The following is an 18,628-nucleotide window of genomic DNA, read 5'->3' as shown; positions in this document are numbered from 1 at the left end:
CAGTGGATCATCACGGCCTCCTCTCGGGGGGAGTGTCAAGTTGTTGCGCCCCGGGTTAGATGGAGACATCGAAACCTGGAGGAACACCAGCGATGCCCGCACCGAAGAAGTACCCCGACGAGCTGCGTGAGCGTGCGACCCGGTTGGTCCTTGAGGCCCGTCGGGATCCGGCCGGCGCGGTCGGCGCGGTCCGGCGGATCGCCGACCAGCTCGGAGTCCACCCAGAGGCGTTGCGGACGTGGGTGAAGAAGGCCGAGACCGACGCCGGTGAGCGGCCGGGCGCGACCAGCAGCGATGCCGAACGCATCGCGGCCCTCGAACGGGAGAATCGTGAGCTGCGGCGGGCGAACCAGATCCTGAAGTCCGCGGCGTCTTTCTTCGCGGCCGAGCTGGACCGGCCGTCGCGATGAGGGTCGCGTTCGTCGACTCGCAGCAGGAACAGCACGGTGTCCAGTCGGTCTTGCGGGTGTTGGAAGACACGCCGGCACAGATCGCACCGTCGACCTACTACGCCACCAAGACCCGCCCGGTCAGCGCCCGTTGCCGGCGCGACGAGGAACTGACCGCGCTGATCAAGCGGATCCACGCCGAGAACTACGGCGTCTACGGCGCCCGCAAGATCTGGCACGAGCTGCACCGCCAGGGCGTCGAGGTGGCCCGGTGCACGGTCGAGCGGCTGATGCGCGCCGCCGGGCTGCGCGGGTTGCTGCGTGACAAGTCGCCGCGCACGACCCGGCCCGCAGCCGAGACCGGTCGGCCTCGTGACCTGGTCAAACGCGACTTCACCGCCGTGCGGCCGAACCAGCTGTGGGTCGCCGACCTGACCTACGTGCGCACGGCCGTGGGCTGGGCGTACGCCGCGTTCGTCCTCGACGTGTACTCGCGCATGATCGTCGGCTGGCAGGTATCCACGTCGCTCTACACCGACCTCGCGTTGGACGCGTTGAAGATGGCGATCTGGCGGCGCGAGCATCAGGGCGCTGAACTGGGCGGACTTGTGCATCACTCGGACCGGGGAGTCCAGTATCGAGCGATTCGCTACAGCCAACGACTCGCCGAGGCCGGCGCCGTCGCCTCGGTCGGGTCCAAGGGCGACTCGTACGACAACGCGATGGCCGAGGCGTTCAACTCCCTGTACAAGGCCGAACTCGTCCGCAACCGAGGTCCGTGGCGCGGGCTCGACGACCTGGAGATGGCCACCGTCGAGTACATCGACTGGTACAACAACCGCCGGCTGCACGGCGAACTCGGACACACCCCACCCGCCGAACACGAGGCCCTACACGCGATGACCCACCCGGTCACCGCACCCCTGGAAACCAGCTAACCAACTCTCCACCAAACCCGGGGCTTGACAAGTTAACGGCTGATCTTGGTTGTTGAGGTGGTCAGTTGTTGGCCGGGGTGAGCCGGCCTTCGAAGGCGATCTGGAAGGCGTTCAGTGGTGCTTTCCAGCGCATGGTCCAGCGTCGGCGGCCGGCTCCGGTCGGGTCGAGGCTCATCAAGGCCATGTAGACGCACTTGAGTGCGGCCTGCTCGTTCGGGAAGTGGCCACGAGCTCGCACGGCCCTGCGGATACGGGCGTTGACGGACTCGATCGCGTTCGTGGAGCAGATGACCTTGCGGATCTCCACGTCGAAGGCGAGGAACGGCACGAACTCCGCCCACGCGTTCTCCCACAGCTTCACGATCGCCGGATACTTACGGCCCCACGCCTCGGCGAACTCGAGGAACCGCTCGGTGGCGGCGTCCGGAAGGTGTCAACCTTTTTGGGGCGGTCGGTTCAGGGGTTCGTTGACTGAGTCGTGGTGTCCTCGGGCTTGTTGATCCACGCGGTGGTGGGCAGGGCGGGTGGTTGCGGGATGCCGCGGACGAATCGTTCGGGGTTGCGGGTGTAGGCGGCGGTCAGGACGTCGGCGCGGACATCGCGGACCTGCCGGGCGTGGCCGTGGTGGACGTCGTGTGGGGTGTGCCAGCCGATGCCGGAGTGCCGGTGGATGGTGTTGTACCAGGTGAAGAAGGCGCGGCAGTGAGCTCGGGCGTCCTGGACGCTGCCGAAGCGGTCGGGGAAGTCGGGCCGGTACTTCAGGGTCTTGAACTGGGCCTCGGAGAACGGGTTGTCGTTGCTGCACCTGGGCCGGGAGTGGGACTTGGTCACGCCGAGGTCGGCCATCATCTGCGCGACCGTCTTGGACGCCATTGAGGTGCCGCGGTCGGCGTGGATGGTCAACTGCTCACGCGCGACGCCCTGCTTGGTGATCGCGTCGGACAGCAGCCGTTCGGCCAGGGCGGCGTCCTCGCGCTCGGCGAGCAGCCACGCGACGGTGTAACGGCTGTAGATGTCGATCACGCTGTAGAGGTGGTAGAAGTCCCGCTTGGCCGGGCCGCGCAGCTTGGTGATGTCCCACGACCACACGCGATTGGGGGCGTCGGCGATCAGTTCGGGCTTGACCTTCGGCGGGTGCACCGCGTGACGGCGGCGCTCCCTGACTTCGCCGTGGGCACGCAGGATCCGGTACATGCTCGACACCGACGCCACGTACACGCCCTCGTCGAGGAGGGTGTGGTAGACGGCCGCGGGGGCCATGTCGGCGAAGTCCGGGCTGTTGAGCAACGCCCGGACGCTGTCACGCTCGGCCGCGCTCAGGGCACGTGGCTGCGGCCTGGGTTCACGCCCCGGCCGCGGTGGCGCAGGCGTCTGGCGGTGCCGGCGGTAATGGTTGGCCTGCGGCCGGCCGGTGGCTCGGCACGCCGCCCGGATGCCGATCAGCGGCGTCAGTTCGGTGATCGCAGCGTCGATCATGGTGTCGGCTCGCTCCCGCTGTGCTGGCTGTCGGTCGCGAGTTGCCCCAACAGCGCGGAGAGTTTTCCCTGCACCTCGATCACCTTGCGGGCCTTGTCCAACTCGGCGCGCAGCCGCTCGTTGTCTGCCCGCAACCGGGCTGCCTCCAGCACCGCCGGATCGGTCTTCGGCCGCCCGGCCGGCTTGGCCAGGGCCTCGCGGGCGCCGGCGTCACGCTGATGCTTCCACGCCGCGAGCAGCGACGTGTACAGGCCTTCCCGACGAAGCAGGGCGCCCTTGCCGGCCTTATCGAGGGTCTCGTACTCGGCCAGGATCCGCGCCTTGTACGCGGCGGTGTATGTCCTTGTTCGGGGCTTTGCTGGTACCTCGGGGTCGGGCACCGGGTGATGCGATGTCACGGGGGTGGATCTCCTTGCACGCCCTCACGGGTCAGAGTTTCAGCAGGTCAACCTGCCTTCCCCAAGGATGACACAGAGGGGTCCTCGGTCGCCGCGGTGTAGACCGGCCGCAGCGCTTTGGCGATCTTGTCCCAGTCCTGCCGGGCGGCGTAGCGGAACGAGTTGCGCAGCAGGTGCACCACACACGTCTGCACGATCGTGCGCGGCCACACCGTCTCCACCGTCTCCGGCAGTCCCTTGAGCCCGTCACAGACCAGCATCAGCACGTCGGCCACGCCGCGGTTCTTCAACTCGGTGAGCACGTGCAGCCAGTACTTGGCGCCCTCGCCGCCGTCACCGGCCCAGATACCGAGGATGTCGCGGTGGCCGTCGACGGTGACCGCCATCGCGAGGTAGATCGGCCGGTTCGCGACCTGACCGTCCCTGATCTTGACGTTGATGGCGTCGATGAACACGACCGGGTAGACCCGGTCCAGGGGCCGGTTCTGCCACTCGGCCATGCCGTCCATGACCTTGTCGGTGATCGTGGAGATGGTCTGCTTCGACACCTCAGCGCCGTAGACCTCAGCCAGGTGCGCGGCGATCTCGCCGTGGGTCAGGCCCTTGGCCGACAGCGACAGGACCATGTCGTCGACGCCGGTCAGACGCCGCTGCCGCTTACGCACGATCTGCGGCTCGAACGTCCCGGCGGCGTCGCGTGGGACCCGCACCTCGACCGGCCCGACGTCGGTGAGCACCGTCTTGGTCCGGCTGCCGTTACGGGTGTTCCCGCTACCCCGACCCGCCGGGTCGTGCTTGTCGTAGCCGACGTGGTCGGTGATCTCCCCATCCAACGCCGACTCGAGGACCCGCTTCGTCAGCTGCTGCAGCAGCCCACCCTCGCCGGTCAGCTTCAACCCGTCACCACGAGCCCGATCGACCAGCATCGCGATCAACTGCTCATCCGTGACCGCACCCACCGGCTCCACGGCCGGCTGTCCCACGGTGGTCTCGGTCGTCATCTGGCGTCTCTCCCTTGATCGGTCGATCAGCCGTTATTTGTACAGTCCCGCCTCGCGGGCGGCGCGGTTGCGTTGGCGGTCAGACCCGGATCCGCGGATAGGGATATGCCACCGCGTGGCATAGATGAACGGATGCCTTGCCAGCAGGGACGATTGGGGTTGTCGAGACACCAATCCGCCGCTGTGGGAAGGACACCCGTTCGGTGAAGAAGATACCTGGTTTGGCAGGTCGTGTCCGTGTTGGCGCACCGGACGCGTCGCTGACGCCGGTCTCGGGTGTGGTGGCGGTGGCCGAGTTGGTCGGCCGGCTGGGCGTGACCGCCGCGCTGGACGACGCCGTGGGCCGAATCAAGCAGCGGGATCGAGGATTGTCCGGCGGAGAGTTCCTGGTCGCGGTGGCGCAGGCGCAGATGTGCGGCGCGCAGTTTTGGGTGGGTCTGGATCGCCGCCGCGCCGATACGGCGGGTGAGGCGTTGTCCGCGGTGCCCACGCCGGCGGCGAGCACCGCGGTGGAGTTGGCGTCTCGGTTCGGTCCGGCGCAGGTGGCTGGTATCGAGGAAGGCATCGGGGAGATCGCCTGCCGGGTTGTCGGTTTGCTGCCGGCCGCCCGGCGGGCGGTGCTGCGCACCGGTGGGGCCACCATCGACCTGGACGGCACCGACGTCGAGGTGTACGGGGCCAAGAAGGAAGGGATCGCCTACAGCTACAAGGGCGCCCGGGCCGGGCGCCCGCACGTGGCCACGTGGGCGGAGGCCGGGGTGGTGACCGCCGCGGACCTCCTCGCCGGTGATGAAGACCCCCGCCCGGGAGCGGGCTCGCTGATCGAACGCAGCGTGGCCACCCTCAACGCGGCCGGGGTCACCGCCCGGCCGAAGGTCCGCGGCGATGTGGGCTACTTCGCCAAGGACATCGCGCAGGCCGCGGTGGAGGCCGGCTGCGACTTTTCCCTCGGAGTGACCCGCAACCCCGCGGTCTGGCGAGCCGCGGCCGCGATCCCCGACGATGCATGGCGCAAAGCCGAACGGATGAAAGGCGCCCAGGTCGCCGTGTGCGACTACGCACCGGCCGGCTGGCCACCCGCCACCATGACCGTGGTGCGGCGGGTCAAGGTCCACGCTACCGATATCTCGGCCGACCCACGCGCCCGCCGCCGGCGCACCATCCCCAAAGCTCAACTCACGCTCGCCCTGGACGGCCTGGTCGGGCACGTGTACGCGTACTCGTTCATCGCCACCAACCTGGATGTGTCCACCCCGGCGAAGACGGTCGCGGTGGAGGCCTGGCACCGGATGCGCACCGACATCGAAGATCGCATCCGGGATGCCAAGCACGGCGCCGCGCTGCGGCACCTGCCCTCCGGCAGCCGGGCGGCCAACACGGTGTGGATGTGGGGGGCGCTGCTGGCCGTCAACCTGTCCGCCTGGCTGCAGGAACTGGCCGGCCTCGACGACGGCGACGGACGAGGCCGCAACCACCTCGGCACCCTGCGCCACCGGCTGATCACCGTGCCCGCCCGGCTGGTCCGCCACGCCCGGCAGGTCACCCTACGGCTACCCCCGAGGCAACAGTTACTGGCTCAGGTCCTGGCCCGGCTCCGCCGGCTACCCATCTGGACCTGACCACTCGGCCCATCGGCCATGTCCCAGCCCACGGAGACCAGCGAACCCGGCGCCACCCGGGAAACCGGCATGCCCACCCACCGAAACACCACACCACCCATCGCCTATCACCGATGCGTAGCGATCACGCCTCCGCTATCCGTGGATCCGGGTCAGAACGTCTTGTCCTGCTCCTTGTGCGGTAGCGTGCCCGACGCACCGTCCTCGGCCACTTGATCAATGAGCCTGAAAGCGTCGCGTAGGAGACCAGCTCAACGTGTACCGTCGGTCTTGATGGCCCGCACGCACGTGCACCGGGGCTGGACCGACGATGCGGAGCCCGGCCATCCGATCCGGTCAGACGGACGAAAGAGCAAGCGGCTCTCTGGCCCAATGTCCAACGGGACTGTACAAATAACGGCTGATCGACCGATCAAGGGAGAGACGCCAGATGACGACCGAGACCACCGTGGGACAGCCGGCCGTGGAGCCGGTGGGTGCGGTCACGGATGAGCAGTTGATCGCGATGCTGGTCGATCGGGCTCGTGGTGACGGGTTGAAGCTGACCGGCGAGGGTGGGCTGCTGCAGCAGCTGACGAAGCGGGTCCTCGAGTCGGCGTTGGATGGGGAGATCACCGACCACGTCGGCTACGACAAGCACGACCCGGCGGGTCGGGGTAGCGGGAACACCCGTAACGGCAGCCGGACCAAGACGGTGCTCACCGACGTCGGGCCGGTCGAGGTGCGGGTCCCACGCGACGCCGCCGGGACGTTCGAGCCGCAGATCGTGCGTAAGCGGCAGCGGCGTCTGACCGGCGTCGACGACATGGTCCTGTCGCTGTCGGCCAAGGGCCTGACCCACGGCGAGATCGCCGCGCACCTGGCTGAGGTCTACGGCGCTGAGGTGTCGAAGCAGACCATCTCCACGATCACCGACAAGGTCATGGACGGCATGGCCGAGTGGCAGAACCGGCCCCTGGACCGGGTCTACCCGGTCGTGTTCATCGACGCCATCAACGTCAAGATCAGGGACGGTCAGGTCGCGAACCGGCCGATCTACCTCGCGATGGCGGTCACCGTCGACGGCCACCGCGACATCCTCGGTATCTGGGCCGGTGACGGCGGCGAGGGCGCCAAGTACTGGCTGCACGTGCTCACCGAGTTGAAGAACCGCGGCGTGGCCGACGTGCTGATGCTGGTCTGTGACGGGCTCAAGGGACTGCCGGAGACGGTGGAGACGGTGTGGCCGCGCACGATCGTGCAGACGTGTGTGGTGCACCTGCTGCGCAACTCGTTCCGCTACGCCGCCCGGCAGGACTGGGACAAGATCGCCAAAGCGCTGCGGCCGGTCTACACCGCGGCGACCGAGGACGCCGCCACCGAGCGGTTCCTCGAGTTCGCCGAGGCGTGGGGCCGTAAGTATCCGGCGATCGTGAAGCTGTGGGAGAACGCGTGGGCGGAGTTCGTGCCGTTCCTCGCCTTCGACGTGGAGATCCGCAAGGTCATCTGCTCCACGAACGCGATCGAGTCCGTCAACGCCCGTATCCGCAGGGCCGTGCGAGCTCGTGGCCACTTCCCGAACGAGCAGGCCGCACTCAAGTGCGTCTACATGGCCTTGATGAGCCTCGACCCGACCGGAGCCGGCCGCCGACGCTGGACCATGCGCTGGAAAGCACCACTGAACGCCTTCCAGATCGCCTTCGAAGGCCGGCTCACCCCGGCCAACAACTGACCACCTCAACAACCAAGATCAGCCGTTAACTTGACACTCCCTGTCCAACCCGTCTGGCGGGTTGCGGGGTCGGGTATCTGGCGCAATATTTCCTGTGATCAACTCCTGTGATGCCGATCCCACCAACTGGGGCGGCCATGTCGGTGACTGGAGATGCATGTTCACACGGGTTCACAATGGTCTGACGGCACCGGAACCCGGCCGTCGCCCGGCTGGCGTGACAAGGAGCGTGTAGTGACGGTGGTGCGGCATCGGCGCAGCAGGCAGCCGAAATCCACTGCGGACCCGTCTGGTGCGGAGCCCCAGGTCGTCCCGCCACCAGCCCCCGTGACCGTGAACCCGGGAGGCACCATCCGTGGCCGGTTGGTCGGCATCATCGCCCTGCCGGTACTGGCCATCTTGTTGCTGCTCGGTTATGTCACTGTCATCGAAGCCGCCGGCTACCGGGCCGTCACGGCGGCCAGCGAGTCGGTGTCCCTCGCCCTCGCGGTGCAGGACCTGGCCCAGGAGTTGCAGACCGAGCGTGGCCTCACCGCGGGTCTGCTCGGTGGCAACGCCGGATTCCGCGACGAGATCGAACCGGCCCGGCAGCGGGTGAACCAGCGACGACAGGCGGTCGAGGCAGCTATCTCCGGCGGTGGGGAGGTGGCCGACCGGGTCGACGCGGCCCTGCGGGAACTCGACGGGCTTCCGGTGGTCCGCTCCGGCGCCGACAGCGGCAGTGCCGGGCGGGCCGCGACCTTCGAATTCTTCACCGAACGCATTGCCACGCTGAACCGCATCGACTTCGGCCTCGACCAGGTCTCCGACCCGGAGCTGCGGCGGCACGTGGCCACCTTCAAGGCGCTGAGCCGGGTCAAGGAGAGCACCGCCCAACAGCGGGCCTTCCTCAACGGGGTCTTCTCCGCCGGCGGTTTCGGACGGGGGGAGTTCCTCCAGTTCGCCGCCATGCGCGCAGCGCGGGACGCAGCCCTGGCCGACTTCGACGGACAGGCGACCCCCAGCCAGAAGGCCGCCAACGACTGGGTGCTGGACACCGGGGCCGCCCGGGTGGCCGCCTACTTCGAGCAGGTCGCCCTCGACTCCGCCGACGGCCGCCGGTTGCAGGTCAACCCGCAGTCGTGGTGGTCGGCCCTGACCACCGTGCTGGACGGTATGCGCCAGACTCAGCGGCACGTCGGCGCGGAGATCGAGGCACGTGCCGCCGAGCGCCAGAACGACTCCACCCGGCGCATCCTCGTCGTCGCCTCCGGAGTGCTGTTCTTCCTGGTCGGCGCGGTCATCCTGCTGGTGGTCGCCACCCGGTCGATCACACGCCCGCTGGCGACGCTGGCCGCCGAAGCCCACGAACTGGCGACCACCCGGCTGCCGGCCGCGGTACGCCGGCTGCAGGGCGGGGAGGACGAGGAGAACGATCCGGCGGCCCCGGCCCCGGCCCCGGCCCCGGCCCCGGCCCCAGTCCAGGTACCGGTCGGATCCACCTCGGAGATCCGGTCGGTGGCCGGTGCCCTCGACCAGGTGCAGGCCGTGGCCTTCCGCCTCGCCGCCGAGCAGGCCATGCTGCGCCGCAGCACCACCGAGTCCCTGGCCAACCTCGGCCGACGCAACCAGAACCTGCTGCGGCGCCAGCTCGGATTCATCACCAAGCTGGAACGGGAGGAGACTGATCCGGCCGGGCTCGCCAATCTCTTCGAGCTGGATCACCTCGCCACCCGCATGCGACGCAACGCGGAAAGCCTGCTGGTGCTCGTGGGCGCCGGCAAAACCCGTCAATGGGTGGCGCCGCTGCCCGTTGCCGACATGATTCGGGCAGCGATCTCCGAGGTCGAGGAGTACCGCCGGGTGCAGCTGCGCCGCATCGACGACGCCTGGGTGGTCGGGGCAACCGTCAGCGCCGTGGCTCACATGCTTGCCGAACTGGTCGAGAACGGGCTGACCTTCTCACCGCCCGAGTCCGACGTGGAAATCCAGGGCCGGCGCAGCGGCGATGGATACCTCATCGCCATTACGGATCAGGGCATCGGTATGTCCGCCGAGGACCTGGCCCAGGCCAACGCCCGACTACGCGGGGAGGCCGACTTCGTGTCGGCCCCCACTCGCTATCTCGGGCACCACGTGGTGGGCCAGCTCGCCCGGGAACTGGAGATCGACGTTCAACTCGTTCCCTCCCCGGTCACCGGGGTGACCGCCCGGGTGGTCCTGCCGCATACCGTGCTGGCAACCCCGGGTGCGACGCCACCGGATGACGGCTCGGCGGCCAGCGTCGTCCCGCCGATCGCCATCGCCGCCGCACCCGAGCAGGTCACGGCGCAGGCCGGGGACCCGTCGGGCCGGCTCCCGGAGATCGGCAGCCGGCCGGCCCCGGTGGTGGAGCAATCCGGCGCCGGCCCGCTCACCACGGCACCGCACACCATCGAATCCCACCGCACCGCCCCGGCCCGGCGGTTGAACGACCAGGCGACCGGCCTCCCCGTCCAGCCGGCTGGCGCAGGCGCGGCAGGGGACCGGACCGCCAACGGGTTGCGCAAGCGCCTGCCGCGGGACCGGCGGTCGACCACGGTGGCGCCTGAGGTCACCCCGCCGGAGCCCGGACGGCGTCCGGCGGCCCTCGACGACTCGCCCACGGACATCCGGGACCGGTTGACCGCGCTGCGCGCCGGGATGCTCCGCAGCCAGATCGAACGGTCGGTAGCCGTGTCTGAGTCCGGTGACGATGCCCCGACCGAGCCTTGGAGGACACGTGACGGTTGACACCCAGACCGATCCGCACCAGTTGAACTGGCTGCTGGCAAACTTCGTCCGGCACACTGACGGGGCACGGGACGCCGTCGCCGTCTCCTCCGACGGCCTGCTGATAGCGGCCTCGGCGGGCCTGGACCGGGGAGCCGCCGACCAACTGGCCGCGATTGTGTCCAGTATGTCCAGTCTGGCTCGTACCGCCTCCCGCAAGTACGACTTCGACGGGCTGAAACTCATCATGATCGAGATGAGGCGGGGCTTCCTGCTGGTATCGGCCATCAGCGACGGCAGCTGTCTGGGGGTGCTCGCCGAAGGGGGATGCGACCTGGGTTTGGTCGGGTACGAGATCTCGCTACTCGCCGAGCGGTTCGGCGCCCTGCTGACTCCGGCCCTGATTTCCGAGTCGAGACGGGTCCTGCCCCGGTGAGTGACAACGAACCCCGGCTGCCCGACCCGCGGATGATCCCGCACTGGACGCCCACGCAGCCGCCTGCCGTACGGAATCCGCAGCCGCAACGTCCGGAGGAACCCTCGGACGAGGCGGCGGTGCGTCCGTTCCTGCTCACCGGCGGGCGTACCCGGCCGGTGCAGGACGGGCTACGGGTGGAGACGCTGCTCTCCGCCCAGCCAGCGGCGCTTTCCGCGCCACTGCGTTTCGAGGCGCACCGAATCGTCACGCTGTGCCAGCAGCCCACCAGTGTGGCGGATCTGGCCGTGGCGATGCGGGTGCCGCTGGGGGTTGTCCGGGTGCTCGTCGCCGACCTCCTCACCGAGGGCTACTTGCGCCGCGAAGAACAAGGCGAGTTTTCCGTCGCCATGCTCGAGAGGATCAGAGACCGTGTCCGCGCTCTCTAGCCAGCGGCCCGCGCCCACGTCCGTGAAGGTCGTGATCAGTGGAGGATTCGGGGTCGGCAAGACCACCTTCGTCGGGGCCATCTCGGAGATCGAGCCTTTGGTCACCGAGGCCGACCTGACCGAGGTCTCGGTGGGGGTCGACGACACCACCGGGGTCGCGGCGAAGACCACCACCACGGTGGCCTTGGACTTCGGGCGGATCAGCCTCGACGACTCCCTGCTGATGTACCTGTTCGGTACCCCCGGCCAGGACCGCTTCGCCTTTCTCTGGGACGACCTCGTGGATGGTGCTCTGGGTTCGGTCATTCTGGTCGACACCCGCCGCATCGAGGACTGCTTCCCGGCGATCGACTACTTCGAGGATCACGACATCCCGTTCCTGCTGGCGATCAACAACTTCGACGCCGCCCGCCGGTTCGACCTCGCCGAGGTGCGGGAGGCCCTGGGGGTGGAGAACGAGGTGTTGATCGTGGATTGCGACGCTCGGAACCGGGAGTCGGTCAAGCAGGTGTTGATCGCGCTCACCGAGGTGGTTCTGGCCCAACGCCTTGCTCGGCCGCCGCTCGGTGAAACGGCGGGCAGGGCGTGACGAGAAGGGAGACAGGAGCAATGCGGACACCAGCCTGGACCAGGGCAGCGTCCCTTGCCGGCTCGGTCGTACTGGCGCTGGCCGGTTGCGCGGCCGACGTTCAGCCCCGGGTCGCGGCCCCCGGCCCGCCGGCGGCGACCGAGTGCGGCACGCTGACCCTCGCGGTCAACCCGTGGGTCGGGTACGAGGCGAACGTCGCCGTCATCAGCTATCTGGCCAAGAACCGGCTCAACTGCACCGTGGTGGAGAAGGACCTCGCCGAGGAGGAGTCCTGGAAGCTTCTCGCCAGTGGTGAGGTCGACGCCATCCTGGAGAACTGGGGCCACGACGACCTGAAGAAGCGGTATATCGACGACGAACGGGTCGCCGTGGAGCACGGTGTCACCGGCAACAAGGGCATCATCGGCTGGTACGTCCCGCCGTGGCTGGCCGAGCGGTACCCGGACGTCACCGACTGGCGGAAGCTGAACGAGTACGCCTACCTGTTTCGCACCCCCCGCTCTGGCGGGAAGGGAGAGTTGCTCGGCGGTGACCCGACCTACGTCACCAACGACAAGGCCTTGATCCGCAACCTGAAGCTGAACTACACGGTCACCTTCACCGGCGGCGAGGACAAGCTGATCGAGGCGTTCCGCACAGCGGAGGAGGAGCGTCGGCCCGTCATCGGATACTTCTACGCTCCCCAATGGTTTCTCTCCGAGGTCGACCTTGTGCATATCAAGCTCCCTGACTACACACCCGGGTGCGACGCGGACCCGAAGAAGGTGGCCTGCGACTACCAGCCGTACGACCTCGACAAGATCGCCAACCGGGAGTTCGCCGAATCTGGCAGCCCGGCGGCGGTCCTGATCAAGAACTTCGAGTGGACCAACGCCGACCAGAACACGGTGGCCCGCTACATCCGGCAGGACAAGCTGTCCCGGGACGAGGCGGCCAAGAAGTGGCTGGACGCGAACCCTGATGTCTGGCAGTCCTGGCTGCCTGCCACCTGAGCTGGACGCACGGGTCGACGCCTGGGAGCCGTGTGACCCCTTCGGCTGTGGGGCAGGCTCCAACGAACACTACTGGTGATCTTACCCGTCGTGGCCACCTCCACAGAGGTCGATCGCCTCGTATCACCCAGCGCAGGGGCTATCCACCAACCCGCAACGGCCCTGGCGTCGGACCCGGTTGGGTTTTGTGCTGCCCCTTCGTGGTGTCGTTACGGTGCGAGCGTTCCGCCCCAGTTGTCGGTGACGATCTGGCCGGTGGTGTCGTCGAGGAAGCGGTGTTCCAGGGTGCCGTTGCCTAGCCGGTAGAACACGTGATGCTGGCCCGGAGCGGATAGGCCGACGGGGTCGTCGGTGACCACCCCACGGGCGCCCCAGTTGTCCACTCCGGGGTTGGCCCCGGGCCACCAGTACCAGTGCACGAGGTCACCGGACGCCGTGCGGCCGAAGATGTGCTGCTGGTCGCGGTGCACGAAGGCGTGCGGGTTACCGACGAACGCTCCGCCCGGCCAGACACCACCGTCGAGGGTGCCGGACAGGTCGTCGAAGAACCGGTGCTGCAGGTTGCCGTCCCTGTTGCGGAAGAACACGTGGTGCTGGTTGCCGTCGTAGGAGAAACCCGTCGGGTCCGACGCCACACCCGAGGTCACACCCCAGTCGTCCGTACCGGGACTGATCCCCGGCCACCAGTACCAGTGGATCAGCCCACCGGAGGCGGTACGGCCGAAGATGTGCTGCTGGTCGCCGTGCACGAACGCGTACGGGTTACCGACGAACGTCCCACCGGGCCACACCCCACCGGCTACTTGACCCGTGTTCAGGTCGTAGAACCGATGCTCCAGATGCCCGTCCGGGTTCCGGTAGAACACATGCTGCTGACTGCCGTACGCGAACCCTGTCGGATCTGACACCACCCGCCCGACCGTGTTCCAGTTGTCCATCCCCGGCGCGCCCATTCCCGGCGTGAACCACCAGTGCCGCAGGGTGTTGTCGCTTCCCCGAGCGAACACGTGCTGCTGGTTCGCGTGCGCGTACCCCACCGCCTTACCGGAAAGCGGACCGCCACCCCAGTCTGCTCGCACCAACCCCGACCCCGGCGACCACGACAGGTTCGCCAGCCTCCCCGCCGAATCGACGGCCACGTAGTGCTGTCCACCGCCGAACCCGAAGGCCCGGCCCGCGACGGGCTCGGCGGAGCGGCCGCAGTTGTCGCTGGTGAGGTAACGCTGGTGGTACGAGCCCGGATACGGCGCGAGAGACACGCCGTTGATGACGATGGCCTGCCCCACCCCGTTGTGGAGCTGCTCGTAGTGGATGTGTGCACCGAAGGAGTTGCCGGTGTTGCCGGTCAGCCCGATCTGCTGGCCCTGGGTGACGGTCGCGCCGTTGGCCACCGAGTATGCGGAGAGGTGGAAGTAGTAGGTTTTCCACCCGCCGCCGTGCTCGACGGCGATGTAGTTGCCGGCGCCGCCGGGCTCCGCGTGCCGGTATGCGACGCCGGCGGCCGAGGCGAGCACGGGGGTGCCGTTGGTGACGCCGCCGTCGGCGCGGACGAAGTCCAGCGCCTGGCGGACCTCGCCGTTGTAGTGGCTGTACGTCCACCGTTGACCGCACGGGAACGGGGCCTTGAAGACGGGCGCCGCGTGTGCGGGCGATGCGCCCACGAGGACGCCGGCGGCCGCCAGGCACACCGCGAGGATCGCGGCGAGGCCTGCCCGAGGTACAGCTTTGGTCATGACGAAACGCTCCGCCCCGTTTGCTGGTGACAAGCTGGCTGGTGTCAAACTCTGTCTGCCGGAGTCTGGCCACACGCCACGATCTCTGTCAATGGAGTCGAGAGACATTCCGGTGGAGCGAGTGGATCCCTCTTGACTACCGCCAGGATCATCAATTTGACTACCGTCATGGGTATCAACCGCCGAGGCCTGCTCGGCCGGGTTGCCGTGGTCGGCGCGGCCACGGCGACCGGCGCGCTACTCGCCTCCGAACCGGCCCGGGCCGCGTTCTGGAAGAAGCGCCTCACCGGCGCCGACCTGGACACCAACCACCGGTGGCAGGTCGCCGGCACTGACCTCGGCATCCCCTACACGCTGGAGAACGGCTCCATCGGATACCTCTTCGGGGACACCTTCAACACCCCGCTGCCGGAGGGTCCGCCGCTGCTGAACGACTGGCGCTCACCGGTGATGCTGCGCTCCAACATCCACCCGGGCGCTGCTGGCGGCGTGGTCTTCGACAGTGCGGCCCGGGTCGTCGGCGACGGGCGGGCTCCGGAGCTGATGCACAACGGCCACAACGGGATCGGCATCGACGGCCTCTGGGAGGTGACCGTCATTCCCAACGACGGCATCAGCTTCCCGGAGACCGGCCGGCAGCTCATCTCGTACATGAGCATCGAGTACTGGACACCCCCCGGGCAAGCCGGGCCGCGCTGGCGGTCGCGCTACGCCGGACTGGCCTTCAGCGACAACGGCAACGACTTCGTCCGCACATCGCTGAAGTGGTGGAACGACGGCACCAACACCGACCCGTTCCAGATGTGGACGATGCAGCGTGACGGCCCCTGGGTGTACGTCTTCTCGGTGCGGGCGGGGCGCCAGGACGGCCCGATGATGCTGCGCCGGGTCTACTGGGACCGGCTGTTCCACCCCGAGTCGTACGAGGGCTGGGGCTGGAACGGCAGCGACTGGGGCTGGGGCCGGCCGTGCACGCCGATCCTGACCGGCCGTTTCGGCGAGCCGTCGGTCCGGCGGCTCGCCGACGGCAGCTGGGTGATGTCCTACCTCAATGGCGCCACCGGTTGCATCGTCACCCGCACCGCCGGCGGGCCGGACCAGGCCTGGTCGGCGGAGAAGGTGCAGGTCGCCCCCTGGCAGGAGCCGGGGCTCTACGGCGGGTTCATCCACCCGTGGTCCAGCCGGCAGGTCCTCGGCCTGCACCTGATGGTCTCGAAATGGACCAGGACCGACGGCGGGAGCACGGCCTACCACGTCAGCCAGTTCGTCGGCACCGCCTGAGCGCCCGCCGCGCCGGCCGGGCCGATTGTCGGCCCTCCCTGCGGGGCTGGGGCACGCGGAAAGTCACGCCGACCGGCTCGAACGATCAGTGGTTCGCGCGCCTGGCGGCATGGCCCCGACGCATGACTGTCATGTCACCGGGCCCCCGCGCCCGCCATCGTCGCCCCTTACCGCACGATGGTGACCCTGCCGGCTCAGTGGCCGAGGCGGGCGAGCCGGGACAGCGGGGCGCGTAGCCCGCGCTCGTCGATGTCGGTGCCTGCGCTGCGGCTCGATCGGTGCCCTTGGCGGCCCTTCGCCGCGAAGTCGGCCACATACGTTGGTGGCATGGCTCACACAGGCAACCCTGCAGCTCGTTCGTTATAGTGAACTAACTGTTCAATTTGCTATATCAGTGAGGTGTCATGCAGGTCGCCGCCTACTACGCGGACACGTACGAGGGGCAAGCCCAAACCCAGGTGGTCGCCGTAGGTGAGCGCGACGGCGCACCGTGGGTGGCGGTCGAACATTGTCTGTTCCATCCACAGGGCGGAGGTCAGCCCGCCGACCGCGGTTGGGTGGACGGCCACGAGATCGTCCCTGTGCGGGATCATGGCTCCGGGCTGGTCGCGGCCGTGGCCAGCGGTGCGGCCGCGCTGCCGGTCTTCTCGGTCGGGCAGCCGCTCGAGGTCCGCATCGACCTTCCCGTGCGCATCACCCATGCTGCGCTGCATACGGCCGGACACCTGATCGAGGCGGTCGGGCGGGCACAGGGCTGGGTGCTGGCCGCGAACAACCACTTTCCCGGCCAGGCCCGGATCGAGTTCACCGCGCCGCAGCCCGACGCGCGCCTGGACGCCCTTGCGGGCCGGGAGGAGGCCACCGAGGCGCTGCGGACGGAGGTTGCCGAGGCCATCGCGCAGGACTTGCCCGTGACCTGGGAGAACGACGCCGACGGGCGCCGCATCGTGCACCTGGCCGGTCTGCATTCCGCTGCATGCGGGGGGACCCACGTGCGCAGCCTCGGCGACCTCGCCGACGTCGTGCTGCCGACGCTGAAGGTCAAGAAGGGCCGAATCCGCGTCTCCTACAGCGCCGCTCACCGGGAGCGGTTGTGACTCCGTCGCCAGGCGAGCGTCGGCCCGCCAGCAGCACCGCGATCGCGGTTGGTGCGCAAATCCGCCAGCGCCGCGAACAGCGCGGTATGAGTAGTGCCGAGTTGGCCCGTCGGGCTGGCTTGAGCAAGGCGACCCTGTCGCAGCTGGAGGCCGGACGGGGCAACCCGACCATCGAGACTCTCGACGCGCTCGCGATCGCCCTGCGCATCCCGCTGACCGACCTTCTCGCCCGCGACACCGACCCGGGACCGGTGCATGTGCCGGGCACCGACCTGGCCAACGGCGAAGTGGGACGAGAGCTGCTGCGCCGCATCAGCAGCGGCAACAGCCTGGAGATCTGGCGGCTGCGCATGCCCCCCGGCACGCGCCTGGATGGTGTTCCGCACGCGACCGGCACCATCGAGCACCTGCTCGTCTCCTCCGGCCGACTCACCGCCGGGCCCGCCGACGCCCCCACCGACCTGCACCCCGGCGACCTGCTCGCCTTCGCGGGAGATGCCCCGCACGTCTACCGCACCGGCGTCGATGCGGTAGACGTCACCGTCGTCATCGCCGCCCCAACATCAACTGAAAGACCCTGGACACGAGCGTCACCGCCCCCGCCGTAACCCAACGCATAGTCACCAGCGACAACACTGCCAGCGCCGGCCCGGAGATCGTCCAGGCCGTCACCGCCGCAGCCGACGAGAACCTGCCATACGACGTCGACGGTTCACCGCCGGCGCCTGGGCCCGCTTCGCCAACGTGGTCGCCGCGGCGTGCGGCGTGCCTGGCCGCTCCCGGGGCCGTCCGCGGCGGATGGGGTGGGGTAGAAGATCCCGACCTTGGGGATTCCAGTGGGGGTCGACGAGACTCGAACGACGATTGGCGACCGGTCGGCCGCCCGGTAGAGAGCCGATGCCGACAGTGGCGGGGGAGTACGCCGGGAACGGCAAAGCCGGTGATCGTGCTGGTCATCGTCGGCGGCCACATATGACCGGCGCACGAGGCGGGCGCAACGCCGTGCCTCACACGACAATCGCCGGATGACTCGACCGTTCGCCTCACGAGGAGTTCCGGTGGTGAGAGCCGCGGGCCAGCGGAGACTTGGGGCCGCACTCGTCGCGGTGGCGGCGGCGCTGGCACCGCCGACACCCGCGGTGGCCGCGACGGGCAGCGGGCACGCGGCCACCCAGGCGGCACTCGACGACTTCCAGGCCGTCGGCGGTCCGGGCGCCGGGCTCTACGCCGGGGACCGCACCAGCTCCTGGAGCCTCCACGCGGGGACCAGCGCCACCGGCACTGGCCAGGCCATCCAGCCTACCGACCACTACCGCGTCGGCAGCCCGGCACGCCGGTGGGCCAGACGATCACGAACCGGATCATCGAACCGCTTGGTCTGACCCAGACCCGCTTCCCCGAGCCAGGTGACCGCTCCCTCGCCGATCCCTATGTGCGGGGCTACCGTGGCCTTCGAGTCGGCCCGTTCTACTTCTGGCAGGACGTTTCGTCGCACCTGGAACCATCCCTGTTCTCCAGCGCGGGAGCGATGGCCTCCACCGAGCAGGACCTGGCCACGTTCTTCCAGGCACTCGTCGATGGCGAGGTCGTCTCTCCGGCGGGTTTGGACCAGATGATGACGTCAAGCGCCCATGCCCCGTACGGCCTGGGCCTGGACCAGCTGCCCTGCCCTGCGGCGGGGTGGCATTCGGACACGCCGGAGGCGTCACCGGTCACCTGTCGTTCTCCGCGGCGACTCCCGACGGCCGCCACGTGTCGCTGACGACCAACTCCCAGGCCACGCTCGACCCTGTCACCGCGATCACCAAAA

16 protein-coding genes and 2 pseudogenes are annotated in these 18,628 nt (G+C 68.8%); 13 read left to right on the top strand and 5 right to left on the bottom strand.

The window, feature by feature from the left end:
- Nucleotides 1-92 precede the first annotated feature (92 nt).
- Nucleotides 93-1,327, top strand: a protein-coding gene (locus QTQ03_RS07900; RefSeq protein ID WP_502889712.1) for an IS3 family transposase whose coding sequence is annotated in 2 segments (ribosomal slippage) — nucleotides 93-372 and nucleotides 372-1,327 — 1,236 coding nt in all. Because the reading frame shifts where the segments join, the coding sequence is not laid out codon by codon here.
- A gap of 61 nt (nucleotides 1,328-1,388) precedes the next feature.
- On the opposite strand, the pseudogene QTQ03_RS07895 reads toward QTQ03_RS07900, so the two are convergent.
- The 3 genes and pseudogenes from QTQ03_RS07895 to QTQ03_RS07885 form a co-directional block, all read right to left on the bottom strand.
- A pseudogene (locus QTQ03_RS07895) lies at nucleotides 1,389-1,727 on the bottom strand (transposase); the annotation flags it as partial.
- A gap of 56 nt (nucleotides 1,728-1,783) precedes the next feature.
- Nucleotides 1,784-3,201 (bottom strand): IS3 family transposase gene (locus QTQ03_RS07890; RefSeq protein WP_502889711.1). Its coding sequence is split into 2 segments (ribosomal slippage): nucleotides 1,784-2,871 and nucleotides 2,871-3,201, totalling 1,419 coding nucleotides; the frame shifts between segments, so codons are not numbered across the junction.
- Between the two features lie 80 nt (nucleotides 3,202-3,281).
- A pseudogene (locus QTQ03_RS07885) lies at nucleotides 3,282-4,127 on the bottom strand (IS256 family transposase); the annotation flags it as partial.
- Nucleotides 4,128-4,405: 278 nt separating this feature from the next.
- Here QTQ03_RS07885 and QTQ03_RS07880 point away from each other — a divergent pair.
- From QTQ03_RS07880 to QTQ03_RS07850, 7 genes are all read left to right on the top strand, one after another.
- Nucleotides 4,406-5,821 carry an IS1380 family transposase gene (locus QTQ03_RS07880; RefSeq protein WP_289277416.1) on the top strand — a complete coding sequence of 472 codons (1,416 nt, stop codon included), beginning with the start codon at nucleotides 4,406-4,408 and terminating at the stop codon, nucleotides 5,819-5,821.
- Between the two features lie 505 nt (nucleotides 5,822-6,326).
- Entirely contained in the window at nucleotides 6,327-7,532 is a 1,206-nt protein-coding gene (locus QTQ03_RS07875; protein WP_289280611.1) for an IS256 family transposase, read from the top strand.
- A gap of 234 nt (nucleotides 7,533-7,766) precedes the next feature.
- The gene (locus QTQ03_RS07870) at nucleotides 7,767-10,283 is read left to right on the top strand and encodes a sensor histidine kinase (protein WP_289277415.1); all 2,517 of its coding nucleotides are present in this window, start codon (nucleotides 7,767-7,769) and stop codon (nucleotides 10,281-10,283) included.
- Nucleotides 10,273-10,698, top strand: a complete 426-nt coding sequence (locus QTQ03_RS07865; RefSeq protein WP_289277414.1) for a roadblock/LC7 domain-containing protein — start codon at nucleotides 10,273-10,275, stop codon at nucleotides 10,696-10,698. The genes QTQ03_RS07870 and QTQ03_RS07865 overlap by 11 nt, the downstream gene beginning before the upstream one ends.
- Nucleotides 10,695-11,126, top strand: coding sequence for a DUF742 domain-containing protein (locus QTQ03_RS07860; protein WP_289277413.1), 432 nt, complete (start codon nucleotides 10,695-10,697; stop codon nucleotides 11,124-11,126). The genes QTQ03_RS07865 and QTQ03_RS07860 overlap by 4 nt, the downstream gene beginning before the upstream one ends.
- Nucleotides 11,110-11,715, top strand: coding sequence for a GTP-binding protein (locus QTQ03_RS07855; RefSeq protein ID WP_289277412.1), 606 nt, complete (start codon nucleotides 11,110-11,112; stop codon nucleotides 11,713-11,715). Before QTQ03_RS07860 ends, QTQ03_RS07855 begins: the two co-directional genes overlap by 17 nt.
- A gap of 20 nt (nucleotides 11,716-11,735) precedes the next feature.
- Nucleotides 11,736-12,707: an ABC transporter substrate-binding protein gene (locus QTQ03_RS07850; RefSeq protein ID WP_289277411.1), complete on the top strand. Its 972-nt coding sequence runs from the start codon at nucleotides 11,736-11,738 to the stop codon at nucleotides 12,705-12,707.
- Between the two features lie 209 nt (nucleotides 12,708-12,916).
- Here the strand turns inward: QTQ03_RS07850 and QTQ03_RS07845 are convergent, their stop codons facing one another.
- Complete coding sequence (locus tag QTQ03_RS07845) at nucleotides 12,917-14,440, bottom strand: peptidoglycan DD-metalloendopeptidase family protein (RefSeq protein ID WP_289277410.1); 1,524 nt, start codon at nucleotides 14,438-14,440, stop codon at nucleotides 12,917-12,919.
- Between the two features lie 168 nt (nucleotides 14,441-14,608).
- On the opposite strand from QTQ03_RS07845, the gene QTQ03_RS07840 reads away from it, so the two are divergent.
- Nucleotides 14,609-15,721, top strand: coding sequence for a glycoside hydrolase family 183 protein (locus tag QTQ03_RS07840; protein ID WP_289277409.1), 1,113 nt, complete (start codon nucleotides 14,609-14,611; stop codon nucleotides 15,719-15,721).
- Nucleotides 15,722-15,915: 194 nt separating this feature from the next.
- Here the strand turns inward: QTQ03_RS07840 and QTQ03_RS07835 are convergent, their stop codons facing one another.
- Nucleotides 15,916-16,050, bottom strand: a complete 135-nt coding sequence (locus QTQ03_RS07835) for a hypothetical protein (protein WP_289277408.1) — start codon at nucleotides 16,048-16,050, stop codon at nucleotides 15,916-15,918.
- Between the two features lie 75 nt (nucleotides 16,051-16,125).
- Here QTQ03_RS07835 and QTQ03_RS07830 point away from each other — a divergent pair, with 75 nt between their 5' ends.
- The 4 genes from QTQ03_RS07830 to QTQ03_RS07815 all read left to right on the top strand — a co-directional run bounded on the left by QTQ03_RS07830 (nucleotide 16,126) and on the right by QTQ03_RS07815 (nucleotide 18,580).
- Nucleotides 16,126-16,818, top strand: a complete 693-nt coding sequence (locus tag QTQ03_RS07830; RefSeq protein ID WP_289277407.1) for an alanyl-tRNA editing protein — start codon at nucleotides 16,126-16,128, stop codon at nucleotides 16,816-16,818.
- A gap of 86 nt (nucleotides 16,819-16,904) precedes the next feature.
- Complete coding sequence (locus tag QTQ03_RS07825; protein ID WP_502889709.1) at nucleotides 16,905-17,426, top strand: helix-turn-helix domain-containing protein; 522 nt, start codon at nucleotides 16,905-16,907, stop codon at nucleotides 17,424-17,426.
- A gap of 450 nt (nucleotides 17,427-17,876) precedes the next feature.
- Nucleotides 17,877-18,200: a hypothetical protein gene (locus QTQ03_RS07820; RefSeq protein WP_289277405.1), complete on the top strand. Its 324-nt coding sequence runs from the start codon at nucleotides 17,877-17,879 to the stop codon at nucleotides 18,198-18,200.
- Nucleotides 18,155-18,580, top strand: a complete 426-nt coding sequence (locus QTQ03_RS07815) for a serine hydrolase (protein WP_289277404.1) — start codon at nucleotides 18,155-18,157, stop codon at nucleotides 18,578-18,580. The genes QTQ03_RS07820 and QTQ03_RS07815 overlap by 46 nt, the downstream gene beginning before the upstream one ends.
- The last annotated feature ends 48 nt before the right edge of the window (nucleotides 18,581-18,628 follow it).

Source organism: Micromonospora sp. WMMA1363, assembly GCF_030345795.1.
Lineage (GTDB): Bacteria > Actinomycetota > Actinomycetes > Mycobacteriales > Micromonosporaceae > Micromonospora.
Note: the sequence above shows the minus strand (reverse complement) of the source record. Positions and strands in the feature narration are given on the sequence as shown.

What these genes read in the sequence shown, in the direction of transcription:
- QTQ03_RS07875 (WP_289280611.1), top strand. Translation starts at nt 6,327, where the DNA reads ATGCTGGTCGATCGGGCTCGTGGTGACGGGTTGAAGCTGACCGGCGAG.
- QTQ03_RS07850 (WP_289277411.1), top strand. Translation starts at nt 11,736, where the DNA reads ATGCGGACACCAGCCTGGACCAGGGCAGCGTCCCTTGCCGGCTCGGTC.
- QTQ03_RS07845 (WP_289277410.1), bottom strand. Translation starts at nt 14,440, where the DNA reads ATGACCAAAGCTGTACCTCGGGCAGGCCTCGCCGCGATCCTCGCGGTG.
- QTQ03_RS07840 (WP_289277409.1), top strand. Translation starts at nt 14,609, where the DNA reads ATGGGTATCAACCGCCGAGGCCTGCTCGGCCGGGTTGCCGTGGTCGGC.
- QTQ03_RS07835 (WP_289277408.1), bottom strand. Translation starts at nt 16,050, where the DNA reads ATGCCACCAACGTATGTGGCCGACTTCGCGGCGAAGGGCCGCCAAGGG.
- QTQ03_RS07830 (WP_289277407.1), top strand. Translation starts at nt 16,126, where the DNA reads ATGCAGGTCGCCGCCTACTACGCGGACACGTACGAGGGGCAAGCCCAA.
- QTQ03_RS07825 (WP_502889709.1), top strand. Translation starts at nt 16,905, where the DNA reads ATGAGTAGTGCCGAGTTGGCCCGTCGGGCTGGCTTGAGCAAGGCGACC.